Annotated in this window: 12 protein-coding genes and 1 pseudogene; 7 read left to right on the top strand and 6 right to left on the bottom strand. The window is 34.3% G+C overall.

Annotated elements, in window-relative coordinates; translation table 11 throughout:
• The first annotated feature begins 305 nt into the window (after positions 1-305).
• A complete protein-coding gene (locus VKJ25_RS19975) occupies positions 306-1,169 on the top strand; it encodes a peptidase (protein ID WP_324238393.1) in 864 nt (287 codons plus the stop codon).
• 402 nt (positions 1,170-1,571) lie between these two features.
• Here the strand turns inward: VKJ25_RS19975 and VKJ25_RS19970 are convergent, their stop codons facing one another.
• Positions 1,572-1,778, bottom strand: a complete 207-nt coding sequence (locus VKJ25_RS19970; protein ID WP_324238392.1) for a hypothetical protein — start codon at positions 1,776-1,778, stop codon at positions 1,572-1,574.
• 45 nt (positions 1,779-1,823) lie between these two features.
• Between VKJ25_RS19970 and VKJ25_RS19965 the strand changes: the two genes are divergently transcribed.
• Both VKJ25_RS19965 and VKJ25_RS19960 read left to right on the top strand, forming a co-directional pair.
• Entirely contained in the window at positions 1,824-2,234 is a 411-nt protein-coding gene (locus VKJ25_RS19965; protein ID WP_324238391.1) for a hypothetical protein, read from the top strand.
• Between the two features lie 350 nt (positions 2,235-2,584).
• Positions 2,585-3,691 carry a DM13 domain-containing protein gene (locus tag VKJ25_RS19960; RefSeq protein WP_324238390.1) on the top strand — a complete coding sequence of 369 codons (1,107 nt, stop codon included), beginning with the start codon at positions 2,585-2,587 and terminating at the stop codon, positions 3,689-3,691.
• A 361-nt stretch (positions 3,692-4,052) separates the two neighbouring features.
• Here VKJ25_RS19960 and VKJ25_RS19955 read toward each other — a convergent pair.
• The 5 genes and pseudogenes from VKJ25_RS19955 to VKJ25_RS19935 form a co-directional block, all read right to left on the bottom strand.
• A pseudogene (locus tag VKJ25_RS19955) lies at positions 4,053-4,151 on the bottom strand (class I SAM-dependent methyltransferase); the annotation flags it as partial.
• A 461-nt stretch (positions 4,152-4,612) separates the two neighbouring features.
• The gene (locus VKJ25_RS19950) at positions 4,613-5,563 is read right to left on the bottom strand and encodes an NAD-dependent epimerase/dehydratase family protein (protein ID WP_324238389.1); all 951 of its coding nucleotides are present in this window, start codon (positions 5,561-5,563) and stop codon (positions 4,613-4,615) included.
• A gap of 55 nt (positions 5,564-5,618) precedes the next feature.
• The gene (locus VKJ25_RS19945) at positions 5,619-5,972 is read right to left on the bottom strand and encodes a hypothetical protein (RefSeq protein ID WP_324238388.1); all 354 of its coding nucleotides are present in this window, start codon (positions 5,970-5,972) and stop codon (positions 5,619-5,621) included.
• A gap of 512 nt (positions 5,973-6,484) precedes the next feature.
• Complete coding sequence (locus tag VKJ25_RS19940) at positions 6,485-8,194, bottom strand: ABC1 kinase family protein (RefSeq protein ID WP_324238387.1); 1,710 nt, start codon at positions 8,192-8,194, stop codon at positions 6,485-6,487.
• Between the two features lie 507 nt (positions 8,195-8,701).
• Positions 8,702-9,853 carry a DegT/DnrJ/EryC1/StrS family aminotransferase gene (locus VKJ25_RS19935; protein ID WP_324238386.1) on the bottom strand — a complete coding sequence of 384 codons (1,152 nt, stop codon included), beginning with the start codon at positions 9,851-9,853 and terminating at the stop codon, positions 8,702-8,704.
• Between the two features lie 1,102 nt (positions 9,854-10,955).
• Between VKJ25_RS19935 and VKJ25_RS19930 the strand changes: the two genes are divergently transcribed.
• From VKJ25_RS19930 to VKJ25_RS19915, 4 genes are all read left to right on the top strand, one after another.
• Positions 10,956-12,764: a 6-pyruvoyl-tetrahydropterin synthase-related protein gene (locus VKJ25_RS19930; RefSeq protein WP_324238385.1), complete on the top strand. Its 1,809-nt coding sequence runs from the start codon at positions 10,956-10,958 to the stop codon at positions 12,762-12,764.
• A gap of 196 nt (positions 12,765-12,960) precedes the next feature.
• The gene (locus VKJ25_RS19925) at positions 12,961-13,944 is read left to right on the top strand and encodes a glycosyltransferase family 2 protein (RefSeq protein WP_324238384.1); all 984 of its coding nucleotides are present in this window, start codon (positions 12,961-12,963) and stop codon (positions 13,942-13,944) included.
• 225 nt (positions 13,945-14,169) lie between these two features.
• Positions 14,170-14,883: a TVP38/TMEM64 family protein gene (locus tag VKJ25_RS19920; protein WP_324238383.1), complete on the top strand. Its 714-nt coding sequence runs from the start codon at positions 14,170-14,172 to the stop codon at positions 14,881-14,883.
• Positions 14,884-15,224: 341 nt separating this feature from the next.
• Positions 15,225-15,995 carry an ABC transporter permease gene (locus tag VKJ25_RS19915; protein WP_324238382.1) on the top strand — a complete coding sequence of 257 codons (771 nt, stop codon included), beginning with the start codon at positions 15,225-15,227 and terminating at the stop codon, positions 15,993-15,995.
• Positions 15,996-17,155: the final 1,160 nt, after the last annotated feature.

The following is a 17,155-nucleotide window of genomic DNA, read 5'->3' as shown; positions in this document are numbered from 1 at the left end:
GATGCGTTACGGAAGTGCCCCTTTTCATGTCCCGCAGCGTTTCATGTCGGTTCTTAGCCGTTTCGCTGCGCGACATATAGAGCGAAGCTTTGCGAAACGCAAAAACATACCCTACTGGACTTGAATTGGAATAAGTCAACAACTTATTATAGCAATGTATGAGGATGGTGAGGTACACTTAACACCTACTACAGTTCAGCCTTCGTTTGCTGTAATAACCACCGAAGGTTGTGTTACTAAAATTACTAAATAAAATTTTGTACCTCACGCGGCTCCGAAATTGCTGTAAGCTCAATATAAATATAATGTTTACTAACAAAATAGTATCGGTTTCTTGGCGGTTCTTTTTTTTCGGTTTTGCTATTTGGATGGTAGCTTTCTATTTTTTGTTTTCAACTTCAACTACCGCAGTTACTCCTCAAGATTTACCACCTCTGAAAAATTATCCTCTACCAGAAACTTTGACACAATGGCAAGACCCCAATAATAGTGGTGATTATTTTGATCAAATTGAAGTTAAAGATGTGGGTTATCTAATTTGGTCGCACTTTCCGATTAAAGTTTATATTGAATCTGATGATAATAATGAATCTAAATCTCGTGAATGGGTGAAGACGGTAATAGATGCGATTTGGGAATGGAATGTTTATTTACCTCTGGAAGTGGTAAACAACCCAGAAGTTGCTGATATCAATTTTTTTAACAAGCGACCTCCCTTAAGACTAGAAAATTTAAGAGCGCGTTCCGCAGAAACCCGCTATCAGTTATATCAAGATGAAAACGGTGTTTTATTTCATAAATTTGTGATCTGGTTGAGCCCGATGCAAGTAGGTAAATATTTGCCTGCTGCTGCTCGTCACGAGTTTGGTCATGCTTTGGGGATATGGGGTCATAGTCCCGAGAAAACTGATGTTATGTATTATTCTCAGGTGGCAGCACCTCCTCCTATTTCATCTAGGGATGTTAATACTTTGAAAAAGGTCTATTTGCAGAGTACCAGACTAGGTACTGGACTGATATCAAATCCGGTAGGGGTTTGGTCTCCAAACCCTCGTGGAAGGAATCTCGCGAGACCTCTGAGATTACTTCCTATTGTTGCAATCACTACTAACCGGATTCTATATGACAAACTCCGTTTCTTATATCACTCGGAAGTCAATAATAAATGAGAAAATAGAGGGATAAAATTCTTGGTTTCATAATTTCTATATGGCTAAATGATTTTTCCACCAACTTCTGAAATGATCGCTTTTCGGAGGTGAATATCTTCCTTTTTTTTCAACTCCATTTAGAGCTTCAGATAGTTGTGAAAAGTGAATTGTTCTTTCCTCAGACCAGTGTTTACAGCAATTTCAACCCCGCGCGTGAGGTACAAAATTTTATTTAGTAATTTTAGTAACACAACCTTCGGTGGTTGTGACAGCAAACGAAGGCTGAACTGCAGTAGGTCTTAAGTGTACCTCACCATCCTCATGCATTGCTATAATTATTTCTGGGGTTGAAAAAATATGAAGATTGAGTCCTTCCTGCTGAATAAATGGTATTGCTCTTTTATCATCAGTAGCGATCGCTCATTCTCGACAAACAGCGATCGCGCAAGTTGCAGCCTCACCATCATCAATTCTAGCAGTATAGTTGATAAATGTTTCTGCTTCTGCTTCTGAGTCAAAATCTATAATTTCAACTATTCCTTGATTAATAGCTACTTCAAACTGAATAGCACTTTCATCACCCTCATTTTCAGACGTTATTAAAAGAATTATTTGGTATCCGCTCAATAAATAGGGGTAAGAAGAGAAAAAGTAAAGACAGTGTTGTAGAATATGAGGTATGAAACAAAAACGATAATCAGAAAAATTAGTGGTCACATTACTGCTTCAACTGCTAAGAGATTAGGCTCTGAATTTTCTCGACTTTTTGAGACTCAGACTGGTGATCGGCAGTTGGATGAACAAAAACGATTAACTGCCAGTAAAGTTTCCGAGTTGCTGTTAGTATTAGAGCATCCGGAATTACCATTACATAATAACCCAGCGGAGTTATCTGCTAGGACTATGGTCAGGAGACGCGATATCAGTTATGGAACTCAGACGACTGAAGGGAATGCATCTTGGGATACTTTTATGTCCCTGGTTTCTACTACCCGTAAGTTGGGATTAAGTTTTTTTGAATATGTACGCCATCGCATTGCTCAAATAGGAAATAATTCTTTCTCTTGCAACTATTATTTATGATCGCTCTTCTCTTAATCCCTTTGGTTGGTCTTGGCAGCTATAATAGTACCCCATAATATTGAGTGGATACATTATTTGTTTAATTCTTAATGAATCTAAAGCCAGATTTTGCATTCTTATTTTTCACATACTTTACTCTTTTTCTGGAAGTTATCATCTCTAATTTTCAATTAGAAGAATACTTTGGTTTTAATACCGAAATATATGATTTCATACCTTTAAACTATTTTTAACCTTGCCAAAATCCCCCAACATCTAATTTTTAGCCAATTCTCAGCAAAAAATAATTTAACTTCTCAATTAATCTGCTTAAATAATATAGTTGTCAAGTTATATCTAAAAGGTCAAATATGAATCCAAAAGATATTGCAGGATTAATACATCCAACTTTAGCTGTTGCGGTAGTATTCCCAATTATTGGTATGGTACTAAACCTCGCTTGGCAAACTCGCCAACGCAGGTTACAAACTGCCGAGGAAGGTAAAAGTAAAATTCCTCCGGTAGTCGGACCAGAACATCGAAAAATAGGTAATTGGTTAACTGGTTCTGTTGTGGGAATAAGTTTAGTTGCTATTGCTTATTCAATTTATTTTAAAGGTATTTTTAAAGATTTTAAAACTGAAAATACGATCTTAGCAATATTAATAGTAATTATCTTTATTGCTACCCTCGCTTCTCTCGTATTTCTCTATAAAGCTAAGACTAAATTATGGCGAGGCATATTTGCGACTTTAACTGGAACTGGCCTTGTAGTTTTAGGTTTTCAAGATGGTGTTTTTCGAAGGGATTATGAATGGGCAGTTTCTCATTTTTATTATGGGATAATTGCTTCAATGTTGATGATTTTTTCTTTAGCTATTGTACCGGAAATATATAGAGATAGAACTCACAAATGGCGGAAAGTTCATACGATTTTAAATTGTTTGGCAGTTATAATATTTTTAGGACAAGGAATAACCGGAAGTCGAGATTTACTTGAAATTCCTTTGAGTTGGCAACAACAACATTTATATAAATGTGATTGGGAAAAACAAGTTTGCCCAGATTCAAAATCTCAAACTTTATCCTCAGAAATTTTAGTTGCTTCTATCTCCAATTATCCGACTTTAGCACAGACAAATAAGGTCTTAGCTTCGGGAGAATTTATAACTATTACTCCAGGAGAAGATACAGAAGGTACAGCACAAATTATTCAAGTAGGAAGTAAAACTCAAGTGCGGTTAGCGGAAAATTTTTCTGCTATTGAAGGTCCAGCAGTAAGATTACTTTTACATAAACAAAATGTTCCCGAAAGTTATACAGCAGAAAATTATGTTCGTTTGGGAGATTTAAAAAGTTTTACAGGGGAACAATTTTATGACATTCCAGAGGGAATAAATTGGCAAAATTTCCCAAATGTTGTGGTTTGGTGTGAGAAATTTAATGTTACTTTTGGTTCAGCAAAGCTTATTTATTAATGGATAATTGATAATTATCTCTGGTTAAAACCGAGAGGATTGAATATAAGGAAATATTTTTTTTTCGTGGACTGACACACCTTAAAATGTAGGTCTTTGTAGAACGATAGTGAAACCCAACACGCACCTTACTAATGTTGGGTTTCGTCCCTCAACCCAACCTACGACTATAGAACCATTTAAGGTGTCTCAGTCTATTACTGGTGTGACAGACTTAAAATAGTGGAGATGTGTTAGTTTACTACTTATGTTCAACAATACCAATTCTATTATAAATAACAGCACTAGCTTTAACGCGATCGCTAAGTGCAATAGTTTTCCAAGCATACTTCATATCTTCAGAAAAATAGATATCATCTAGTATAATAATTCCATTAGGAGCTAGTTTAGAAACAACAATTTCAAACTGGGAAAAAACAAATTCACTGGTATGTATCGCATCAATAAAAGCTATATCTATTTTCCGATCGCTGTTAAGTATTCAAAGACATGTAATAGAAACAGGAATATCTGTAGGTTGGCATTAGATATTGTCCCTATATAAGGAAATGTAAACTCTACTAAAATCAACTGTAGGTAAGAGCTTGGAATTAGTTAGCAAAACTTAATATGGTTTTATGAAGAGTTGGTAAATGAATGAGTATTCCAAGGAAATAAAGCTAAAAAGTTTTAGAAGAAAGAAGAAAAAATAATCATCATTTTACATTATGCAAGCTTTCATAAAAAAGAAGAGATACTGAATCATGAATTCTAAATTCATTAAACCCATACATATATCTAAACTCACTGAATCACATCAAAAAATATTAAATTTATGAGATAATTAAATAATTTATTGAGATTGCACCCTGTAAATTCAGGTTAACAACTCGACCTATCTTTTCTAAAGCCGATATTATGGCGTTTTGTCAAAGGGGAAGTTTAGGTATATAAAGACTTAATCCATTCCCACTCTTTTTGCAACCCTTCTCTCAAAGAAACCTGAGGTTGATAACCTAAAATTTCTTTAGCTTTAGAAACATCAGCACTGGTATGACGAGCATCTCCCCTAGCTTTTTCCACAAAATTTCTCTTAATTGGATGGCCTACTATTTCCTCCATCATATTAATAACTTCTGCTAATACTACCCGACTACCTCCACCTACATTAAATACCTCACCGACTGCTTCTGGTACTCTACCTGCTGCTAAGTTAGCTGCTACTGCATCACTAATAAAGGTAAAGTCTCTAGTTTGCTGACCATCTCCATAAATAGAAATTGGTTCATCTTGCAAAATCCATTTAAAAAATTTATGAAAAGCCATATCAGGTCTTTGTCGGGGACCATAGACTGTAAAGTAGCGTAAATATACACATGGTACACCAAAATTTTGATGATACAACTTACCCAATCTTTCTGCTGCTAACTTAGTAATTCCATAAGGAGATACTGGTTGAGGACAAATAGTTTCTGGAGTGGGGAAAGTTTCAGCATTACCATATACAGAAGAAGTAGAAGCATAAACCAATCTTTTTAAATTAGGAGCATCTTTAGCAGCTTCTAAAATTATTTGAGTAGCATTGATATTACGTTCTGTATAAGCACGAAAACCTTCACCCCAACTAGCACGAACTCCAGCTTGAGCAGCTTGATGGTAAACTACATCTACATCTTGGAGTAACTCTGACCAATTTAAAGATTGAATATCACTTTCTATTAGTTGAAAATCAGGGTGGTCTTGAAATTGAGAAATATTCTGACGCTTCAAAGCAGGGTCATAGTAATCATTAAACTGGTCTATTCCTATTACCTGATTACCTTGATTTAAGAGAGTTTCTGCTAAATGAGACCCAATAAATCCACCTACTCCTGTAACTATAGTATTAGTCATTTTTGGCTATGTTATTATCTTTACTATTTCTTGAAACTAGGAAGTAATATCTATTTTAATTCTCTTCCTTTGCACCCTGTTCCATCTTATCTAAAATTTTACTAAGTTGAATCCAAACAACTAACCCAGTTCCTATAGTTAAAGGCAAACAGATAGAATAGGCAACTAAATTAGTAAATCCAAATAACTGCAAGCTTGATGATAAAAAAATTAATGCACCACTAGCAACACCTAAATAAGGAATTTGTAATGTTAGTCCTCTCTTATGCGTTATGTTACAAGTAGCAGGATTTTTTGACCAATCTTTAACCAGTTGCTTAATTAATTTAGCAAATACTGCTCCTGAAGATGAACTGATCAACAAACCAACTAGGATTAAAAGATATGGAGGTTGAGGTAGATTGTACACAAAAAAATACTTCCTTAAATTTATAACAATTATTTATTTAGTCAAGTAGGGTGCATTAATGAAATGTAACCCATCGCCTATTTTGAGTAGATGTAGCTTGGCTTGACGGACGAAACCCAACCACAATCTTTTTCCCCTACTATTTTAGATGAAAAACTCCAGTATCATATTAAATGATGCAATAGGAAGTTAGCATGAAATTGCTTTCCTGAGGCCATGCTCCGCATTCATGTCGCGGAGAGAAACACATTCGTTTGCGCTTCACCAAGCTACGCTTTTCATGTCCCGTAGCGAAAGCCAATGACAAATAATCATGCACAGTTTTAGGTAAAACAATGCAGTAGGGTGCATTAATGAAATGTAAGCCATCGCCTATTTCGAGTAGATGTAGGTTGGGTTGAGGGACGAAACCCAACCACAAGTGCGTTACGCTTTCGGTGAGGAATGGGTAGCATTCATGTCGTGCAGGGAAACGCACCCTACTAGACTGTTTTTGATAACTGAAATGACTCCTAACTTCTTGGTTGAGAATTTGTCATTGCCATTACAGAAGGTATAATTGTAGCAGCTTTTTCTGTAGAAAACTCTGTTATGGCACCCAGAGCCATATTAAACAATCGACTTGGTTGTAAATCATCTTGAATCAAACCCCACAGACGACTAACTTCTTCTGTGTGAATCCGATCATCTTCTACCATTGCTAGTATTAATTGTTTTCGCAGAAATTCACCCTCTTCACTCAAAAGGTATTGTAAACCTAATTGGGCAGTAGGCAGTATATCAAAATTTTGGTCTGTTCGAGCTATACCAATTAAATTTTCTAGTCTTTGCCACTGGAACTTTCCATCTTTAAACAATACCTCAATCAAACGACGACGTAATGCAGGGGATTCACCTTTTAATAATCTTCTTGCTACATAAGGATAAGCTATATCTACAATTCTAAAATCTGGATTTAGGGAAAGAGCTAAACCTTCTTGAGTAACTAAAGAACGAATAATTAGAGCAAACTTAGCAGGTACTCGGAAAGGATACTCATACATTAATTCCGAGAATTTATCTGTAATTGTCTTAAAGTTAAAATCCTTGACTTTCTCACCCATAATATCTCCCAGGACTATTTCTAGAGCTGGTATGATTGGTTGAATATCAGCATCTGGTGCTAAAAATCCTAACTTAATAAAATCTTGAGCCAAATCCTGATAATCTTGATTAATCAAATGAATTACTGAGTCAACCAAGGTTTCTTTAGTCTCTTGCTCAAGTTGATCCATCATACCAAAGTCAATGTAGGCCATTCGACCATCTGTTAAGGCAAATAAGTTGCCAGGATGAGGGTCTGCATGAAAAAAGCCAAATTCTAGTAACTGACGTAAACCGCTAGTTACACCCACTGTAATTAGAGTATCTGTATCAAGACCTACTGCTTGAATTTCTTTTGTATCTAATAATTTCAGACCATCAATCCATTCTAGGGTCAAAACATTGGTAGTAGTATAACGCCAATATATTGATGGTACTTTTACACTTGGGTCATCTGCGAAATAGGTGCCAAATCTTTCGGCATTACGTCCTTCGTTTATATAGTCGATTTCTTCAAATAGTTTTGTGCCAAATTCATCTACAATGAGAGATAAATCATGGCCAAGATTGAGAGGCAACCAGGGAGCTAACCAAGTTGCTGTCCACCGCATTAAGAATAAGTCGAGAGTTATGATCGGTAGTAAATTAGGTCGTTGAACTTTTACTGCGACATTTTCGCCAGTCTGAAGACGTGCCTGATAAACTTGGCCTAGACTAGCTGCTGCAACTGGGTTGGGAGAAATTTCGCTATATATTTGGTTGATATTTTTGCCTAACTCTGTCTCTATAATTGAGATGGCTGTTTTATTATCAAAAGGTGGTAATTGGTCTTGTAGTTTTATTAGTTCTTCTAAGAAGTCTTTCCGAATTAAATCTGGTCTTGTCGATAGTGCTTGACCTACTTTGATATATGTTGGTCCTAAGCTAGTTAGGATTTTTCGTAGTTGTGTTGCTCTTTCGGGGGTATCTTCAATTTTGTGATATCGCCATTTGTCCCACAAAATTCCCAGGAGAAAGCTGGCAAAAGAAAAGACTATAATTATCAATCGACCGATTACTAACCAAAGACGGCGTTGGTAATAGTTGGCGATCGCTTCTGCATCGTACCGTCTGGTTGAATTAAAGTGATTTTGACCCACTTTTAATTTCCTCTTAAATTTTATATTTTTTATTTATCTTTTTAAAGAAGCGGTCAGCTTTCAGCAGTCAGCTTTCAGCAATATTATTTTTTTTGAGTTTGGTACTGATGACTGATAACTGAATAGAGCTAGATCCCTGCTATCTTAAAATGTTAGCTTTCTTTATTTTCGTTAAGTATAGTATACAAAACTACAAGTTTTCTCAATCAATCTTTAAAGAAATATTAAAAAAAGTCAAAATTTTTATTAAAAGGTTGACAAAAAAAACTTCTAGCTCTATGACAGCAATTTTCAAATGGATAAACCACATCGGCATAGCCAAACCCTTGTAGGGACGTTGCATGCAACGTCCCTACTGTGGTTCACTAAAATGAAAACCGCTGTAAGATTCTGACAAATAATCTTTCACGCAAAGAAACCGAGTTTCTAGGGTAAATCATTGCTGTTAACAAAATACTTCTAGGAGAAACGGGGTTTCTGGGTTTCTATGGCTTCAGTCCTGTTTATTTAAGATTCTGACAAACAATCTTTTAAAGCAAATATAACTTGTTCTTGTTGTGGAGTGGACAGTTCAGGAAACATAGGTAAGGACAAAACTTGATGACAAACTTGTTCTACAGTTGGCAACTGAGGGTATGCTAAGGATTTGTAAACAGGCTGTAAATGTAAAGGTATAGGATAATAGATTGCGGAACCTATTCTTTTATTTTGTAATTGAGTCCGAACCCAGTCACGGAGAGAACTTGAAAAACGAGACTTTATTGTAGCTTCTAACTCTTGACTTTTGAGCTTAATTGTGTATTGATTCCAAACACATCTACTTCCGGACAACTCTTGAGGAGGAACTATAGCAGTTATATCCTCAAGAAGTTTATGGTAAGTATTTGCTAAGTTACGACGTTGTTCGTTCCAACTATCTAGATAACCTAATTTAATTTGCAAAATTGCAGCTTGTATGGTATCTAGACGACTATTAATACCGATTTGTTCATAGTAATATTTGGCAGACTGTCCATGATTTTTGAGCATCCGCACTTGAGCAGCGATCGCTGGGTTATTTGTGGTTACAGCACCCCCATCTCCAAAAGCTCCTAAATTTTTAGTGGGAAAAAAACTAAAACAACCAATATCGCCAAAACTTCCGACTTTTTGGTTATACCATTCTGCTCCAGTTGCTTGGGCACAGTCTTCGATGACTATTAAATTATACTGACGAGCGATCGCCATTAAATGGGTCATATTGACTGGTTGACCAAATAGATGTACTGGCAAAATAGCCTTAGTTTTTTCAGTTATAGCGGATTCAAGTTGTTGAATATCTAGGTTAAAAGTCTGGGGGTCAATATCAATAAAAACTGGAGTTGCCCCCACTGCACTAATGACTTCAGCAGTAGAGAAAAAAGTAAAAGGGGTGGTAATTACTTCATCACCAGGTCTAATATTTACAGCTCGTAAAGCTAAAAATAAAGCATCAGTCCCAGAGTTGCAAGATACGCAATGAGATACATTTATATAGCTAGCAAATTGTTGTTCAAATTCATCAACAATGGAACCACCAATGTAACGACCGGAAGCAAGTACCTCTTGAATTTTAGTGTTTAATTGTTCACTGATTATTTTATATTGTTGTGTTAGATCTAAGGAGGGAACATTAGTCATATGGTAATAATGAATTAGAGAATAGAAAGATAGTTAAAATTATGGTAATCATACCAAATCCGGTTATGAAAAGCTATGTTTTCTAAATCTTTCTAACCCTTATGCCTTATGCCTTCTGCCTTACCCTTCTAATAAACCTTCTATGTAAACCAGATTTAGTATCACAGGATAAATATATCAGGACTTAAGCAAAGGCGCTATATATATATATATATGGGGTATTGGTGCGTTACGAAATACGCTTTACATGTCGCGTAGCGAAACGCACCCTAATAGGCCGTTTCATCTAAAATGGTGCAATAGGTAGGGGCGCGTTTCTCAGGAAATTTTCATACTTATTCTAGGATTTATACAAACCCGCCCCTGAAACGGTGGCTTGTATCGCTGGGGGTGGGTTGATCTAGTAAACCGAAAACTCGTTGTACGGACGCCCTTATGCAACGTCCCTACTTGCAAAACCAGTCCCTACGGTGTCTTCCTAATGCACCATTTTAGATGAAACAATTACAATTAGTGTTCATGGCTTTAGTCCTATATATAAAAAAAACTAAGTAGGAAGAATACAGAGTTATTTTTTATCCAAACTCTAATCTAGCACTATATCTTTTGGTTAGAAAAATAAACTTTGCTGGTAATATCATTTTTCCATTAAGTTGCGCTGAGAGGGATTTTCATTTCAGTAGATCATAGTAAGGGAGTTTTCGGCTATCGCCGAAATCAAACGCTGGGCGACAAAAAACGGAGCTTTGCGGAGCGCAAATGGCATTTGCGCTCCGCAACATGAAACTTACAGGGTTTTGATTGTGACGATGTAGTTGATCAATCTAACTAAAAAGCATTGTCATAAAACAGGACTTACCCAAAGGTACTATATATATAGCTCTTAAAGCTAGGTTGCAATAGTTTTAAGAGCTATATATAGCGTTACTGCGTAATTCCTATAAAAGATAAAAACTATCAGTAAAATTCTAGTGTGGGTAAGAATTATTAAGTTCATTGTTACAGAGAAATGTTCTTAGATATTTGCTCAGTGCTATACCAAAATGTCAGGGAAGTATTTATCTCAAAAGACTAAAAATTGAGTAAAGGAGAGATTGATATAGTGAACATAAATTTATTAAGAATACATAATTATTTTAAATCCAAGAATTATCTTTTTGAAACTTTAGTTATTTTGATTTTTATATTGGTAGCAATAGTAATTAACTTACAAAAAATCCGCTATGGTTTGATTGGCTTAGGAGATGTTAGGTGGCATATTACATGGGTACAACATTTTTATCAACATTTAGCAGAAGGAATTTGGTATCCACGATGGTTAGCTGGAACAAATTTTGGCTATGGAAGCCCAACTTTTGTTTTTTATCCTCCCTTCCCATATTATGTAGGTTCTTTTTTTAAATTTATTGGCTTAAGTAGTCAACAGACTATGAATATTCTATTTTCTTTGCCAATATTTTTATCTGGTTTAACATTTTATCTGTATGGATATCAAAAATGGGGAAAATTTGCAAGTTTTGGTGGTGCATTATGTTATATGTTATCTCCCTTTTTAATAGGTAGTATTAACTCAGGAGGACTATCAACTGTATGGGCTATTCCTTGGATTCCCCTTGGTTTATACTTAACTGAAAAAACTATAGAAAAATGGAAATATGGCTTATTTTTATCTTTCTTTGTCTTTATTGTTGCCTTAACCCATACTCCTAGTCTATTAATTTATACAATTGCTTGGTCAATTTTTATCGGCTATCAATTATTAAATAAGCGCTGGCAAAATATTGTAGTAGTAATTATTTTTGCTAGCTTAGGTTTAGGAATGGCTTCTCTTTATTTACTACCAGCACTTTGGGAAAAACAATTTGTTAATATTGATTATCAATTAGGTTCTAAAGGTGGATTTTTAATGTTGCAACTTAGTGACCTAATTAAAGGTAAAAGTGATTTTAATGATATAGCTCTCAAAAATTTAGGAGCTGTTTTAGTTTTTTGTGGAATTTCTTGCTGGTGTTGGCGAAAGAATAAAATTCAGATCAAAAATATTATTGGTTGGTCAATTTTTCTGTTAGTAGTATTTTTCTTTATTAGTAATTTTTCCGAATTTATTTGGTTGCAAAGTAAAACACTTTTAAGGATTCAACGCAGTACAAGGATATTGCCTTTATTCTATTTTGGACAAGCTGCTTTAGCTGCTATAGCAATTAAAGGTATATTAGAATTGAAATGGAAATGGAGGTTTTTCCCTGTAGTTATTATTGCTAGTATTTATCTAACAAATTTTCATTATGGTGTGAAAATTACTCGCAAATATCCGGGTTTAAATATGCCGACTAAAGGAATAGTTACTATCAAAGAATGGATGGAAATAGCTCTTTTTGATCCTTATTCAGACAAATTGATTGATGTACCAGAGTATCGTCCTCTACTCAAGGATGCAGAGTTTGTGCTTGATATTAGAGAAAAATATAAACATGATGCTCCAATTCCTTATATTGAAGGAGGAAAACCTTTCTTCCCTGTACCAAAAATAGGACAGCCTAAAATTTCTGTTGTGAATGGTGACGCTTTAATAGACGTTAAACAATGGTCAAGCTATGAAAGAAAATTTGATATTGAAGCAAATACATCTTCAACTATTAAACTGAGGACTTATTTTTATCCAGCTTGGCATTTATATTTCAATGATAAATTATATCCTATTGAAATGGCTGAGGATGGAACAATCTTATTAACAGTAAATCCAGGTTCATATCAATTCAAGTTGATTTACCAAATAACTAATAGTTTTTTGCTAGGAATAATAATCAGTATTATCAGCATTTTTTTCTTAGTTATTTTCACATTTTACTGCCAAAAACAACAATACTTGATGAATACTATCTCCAAAGCTCCTGAATCTGAAGTTAAATAAAATTTGTTCCTTTACAGTTTTTTTGCGTATTCATTATTTCTGAACAATTTACAATCTCTCAAAGTCACAGTTAAGATTGTTATATTTTATAGCAATGCTATAATAAGATTACTATAAAATATAGCTCCATCTTGCTAATCAGAAGTAGTAAATCAATCTTAATTTTTTCATAGTCACTCTTCTCAAACCGGAAAAAATGAATACTTATAGTAATGAATTAAAAAATATACAACCTGGAAAAACTATAGATTTATCAATTATTATTCCTTGTTATAATGAGGAACCTAATCTTGATTACCTATTCGAGCGGTTAATCTCAGTCCTGAAACCGCTTAATATGACTTATGAAATTATCTGTGTAAATGATGGAAGTCGGGACAATACTCTCAATTGTTTAATTGAACACCATCAGCATAATTCTTTAATTAAGGTAATTAACCTTTCCCGTAATTTTGGTAAAGAAGTAGCTATGACTGCTGGTTTGGACTATGCTATGGGAAAGGCAGTAATTCCTATTGATGCCGATCTACAAGACCCACCAGAGTTAATTGGGGATATGGTGGCTAAATGGCAAGAAGGATATGATGTGGTTTATGGTACTAGAAAATCCCGATCTGGAGAAAGTTGGCTGAAGCAAATGACTGCTAATAGTTTCTATCGTGTTATTCAAAAGATGACTCCCATTAAAATTCCCCAAGATACGGGAGATTTTCGACTAATGGATCGTCAGGTGATTGAAGCTATCAAACAACTCCCAGAAACTCATAGGTTTATGAAAGGTTTATTTGCTTGGGTTGGATTTAAACAAATTTCCCTAGAATATGATCGTCCAGCTCGATACAAGGGGGTAACAAAATGGAATTACTGGAAATTATGGAACTTTGCTCTTGAGGGTATCACATCTTTTAGTGCAGTTCCCCTCAAAATCTGGAGTTATATTGGATTATTTATATCTTGTATTGGATTTGTTTACGCTGCATATTTAATAGTTAAGACTTTGATTTTGGGAATTGATGTTCCAGGATATGCTTCATTAATGGTTGTGACTCTATTTTTGGGAGGAGTACAACTTATCACTTTGGGTGTTATGGGAGAATATTTAGGTCGAGTTCATGATGAAGTTAAAAAAAGACCTTTATATTTAGTTCGGGAATCTTATGGATTTAAAGATAAATATTAAGCATTCAGCCGTCAGTTATTAGCTATCAGCTAATTTATCAACTTATATAATTATTTGGGAATAAAAAATTAGTTGGCAAGGAGAATTAAAAGTTATTACTAAAGTATACTCCTGTAAACTAACAAAAGAATTATTCATTGTTGGCGCTCTTGTTGACTGTTAATAGCTGAATAATTACGATAAATAATTAATGGTTTTAATTCTCAAATTTAATCAGTTAATTCTATGAATTTCAAGCGGGGAATATTATTACTTACTGTTATCTGTATTGTAGCAACAGGTATTGCTGTATATTTTTTAGGTGGAATAGCTCCAGAATCAATCCAAACCTGGTTAAGAAAAGCAGGAATTTGGGCTCCAATAATCTATATTATTATCTATAGTATTTCCACAATTTTATTACTTCCTTCTACAGCTCTAAACTTAACCGGAGGTGCAATTTTTGGTCCTTGGATCGGGACAATATGGACAAGTATTGCTGCTATTATTGCTGCTATTATTGCATTTATCTTTACTCGGACTGTGGGAAGGGAAGCTATTAAAAAAAGACTGGCAGGAAAATGGGAAGCAATGGATGCTGAAATTCGCCAGGGTGGAATGTTTTATATGGCTGCTATTCGTCTATTGCCAATTATTCCCTATGGTTTGGTTAATTTTGTTGCTGGTTTAACTTCCGTAACTTTTAAAGATTATTTACTGGGGACAATCATAGGAACAGTTCCTGGTGTCTTGCCATTTGTGATGCTTGGAAGTTATGGATTAAAAGCATTAAAAACAGGTGATATTTTACCACTTATTGGTGCTTTGAGTTTAATAGGTTTATTAGTAGGTGGAGCAACTTGGTATCGCCGACACCGGAGTTTGTCTAAAAAGGTTGTGGAGCATATTAAGCAAGAACGAGAACAGTCTAAAAATTCAGAGCTAACGGAGCATGAATAAATCCTCAGATTAAGATAAGGTATAAGGGTAGAAATAGTTAGAAGGCAGAAGGTTTTTTGAGCATAAATATTCAAGATATGGCACCTGATTAACTAGTAATATTTAGTATTTATAAAGTCTATTTACTAATACCATTTCTTTATGAAGTGGCGCTTAATAAAAGGTAACAGTTGTTGAAAAATTCAGGTCTGGGTAAAAATTATTAAGCACATTGTTACAGAGAAATGGTATAACGCTTACTTATTTAATATAGCTTAGTAATTCCTCACTGAAAACCAATATTTCTGGTGAGGTTTATTAGTATTATTGCTCATGTAAAAATTGAATTTTTAACAATAAATATGATTCCATTAACAATTACTGATATAGCTATGGCTTTAGGACTTATTGCTATTGCTATTGGTCTCTCATTTTGGCAAAGATTAGGATTAGAATGGCAACTATTAATAGCGACATTTCGTACTATTGTCCAACTGATATTTGTTGGCTATATATTAGCAATAGTTTTTACAAGTAAACAACCTTGGTTGGTTATTACTATTTTAGCTGTTATGTTAACAGTTGCTTCTGTGGTTGCTAAAAATAGAATTAGTCAAAAAATTCCTCGGTTATTACCTTTAGTTTGGGGTTCAATTTTAACCAGTACAACATTAAGCATTAGTTATACAAATTTATTAGTAATTAAACCTGAAAGTTGGTATGAACCTCAATATTTAATTCCTTTAGTGGGAATTGTATTAGGAAATGCCATGAATGCAGCGGCGATCGCTGGCGAAAGACTTGTTAGTAGCGTTAATTCTAGTTCGGTAGAAATTGAAACTTATTTAAGTTTAGGAGCAACACCAGAACAAGCTGTTATTAAGTATAGAAAAGATGCTATTCGGGCTGCATTAATACCTACTTTAAATTCAATGATGGTAATTGGAATAGTGACTCTTCCAGGAATTGTTACTGGTCAGTTATTAAGTGGTGTTAACCCTCTGGATGCTGTAGCATATCAAATGTTAATTATGTTTCTTTTGGCTTTTGCTAATTTGGTGACAAGTTTATTAGTTACTTATGGTTTATGTCGGCAATTTTTTAATCAAGATGCACAACTTAAAAATTTATAAGGAAATTGATAATTAATAATTAATAATTGATAATGAAAACTATCTCTAAGTAGGGCTTGCTTATGGAAAGCTAAAAGTCAGGATACCTAAAGTTTAGAAGCTTTTGATATTCAGTAATTCTCCTAGTTATTGGCTCTTATTTTCCTCAAAATAGTGAGGTTTTATGCTGAAATTCCAGAAAATTTATTCATATAAAATGGTTGAAACTGTTGTCTGTTGACCTGATCGACCCGTCCGGTGCGTCTTCCCCCCCCTGTTTCCTAATTTGATTGAGCAGGGGAGTAAGGGAGAAGTTAAAGATAAAAATAATTAATATTAACTTAGCTAAAATTAGCAAAAAAGTAATTCGACTTGTGTTGATTAAGGCTTACTAAAGTATTACGAAAGTATAGCATGAATGCATGAGAATAGGTGAAAAAATTTACAACTACATTTGAACCAACTGGAACATCTAACAATTTAATAATCCAGTTACTCCTAGAGAAATTTGTAGTTGTTTAAGAACATTATTTGATATTTGTGCAGGTTTAGAAAGAGAAACTAATCGACAAAATCAGAAAAATTATGGAATAGATTTACCTCTATTAAAGAAGCTATTAAAGAATTAAGGAATCTATCTGTTGACAATCTATTACATTTTAATGTGTTATAATTAGTCTATAACTTGCTAAAAATGTTGAAAGTAAATTAAAGTCTAGAGCCAGAAGATAGACAGTTAATTATGGAATTATTGTCGCTTTATTTACAACCTTTAGAGAATATACTCAACTGGGAATACAATCAGGTAAAAGATTAGTTGTATAATATTTTATCCGGGTTAGTTTTACTTCTTTAGAATCAAGAATTATGAGTAATTGTTGAACAATTATTAGCTTTACCTACTGAAAAACTTAGTTAGTTAATTTTGGAGTTATCTTGTGAGTAATAATTATTGGCTAAGTTTCTTGGATAAAAACCCTACTTAGTTTACCCATAACGTCAACATTCAGATATTAGCTGTCAGCTAATAGCAATAAAAACCTTAATCTTGAGGAGGATATTTAAATGAATAAAGCCAGTGAAAGCTGTATTTTGTATCAGATAAAATTGCTAATTTATCAGGAACCGTATCATAAAGCTTTTATCTCAAAGTCAAATAAATAACTGACTGCTAAATGCTG

The sequence above is a fragment of the Okeania sp. genome, assembly GCF_035285525.1.
Classification (GTDB): Bacteria; Cyanobacteriota; Cyanobacteriia; order Cyanobacteriales; family Microcoleaceae; genus Trichodesmium.
Note: the sequence above shows the minus strand (reverse complement) of the source record. Positions and strands in the feature narration are given on the sequence as shown.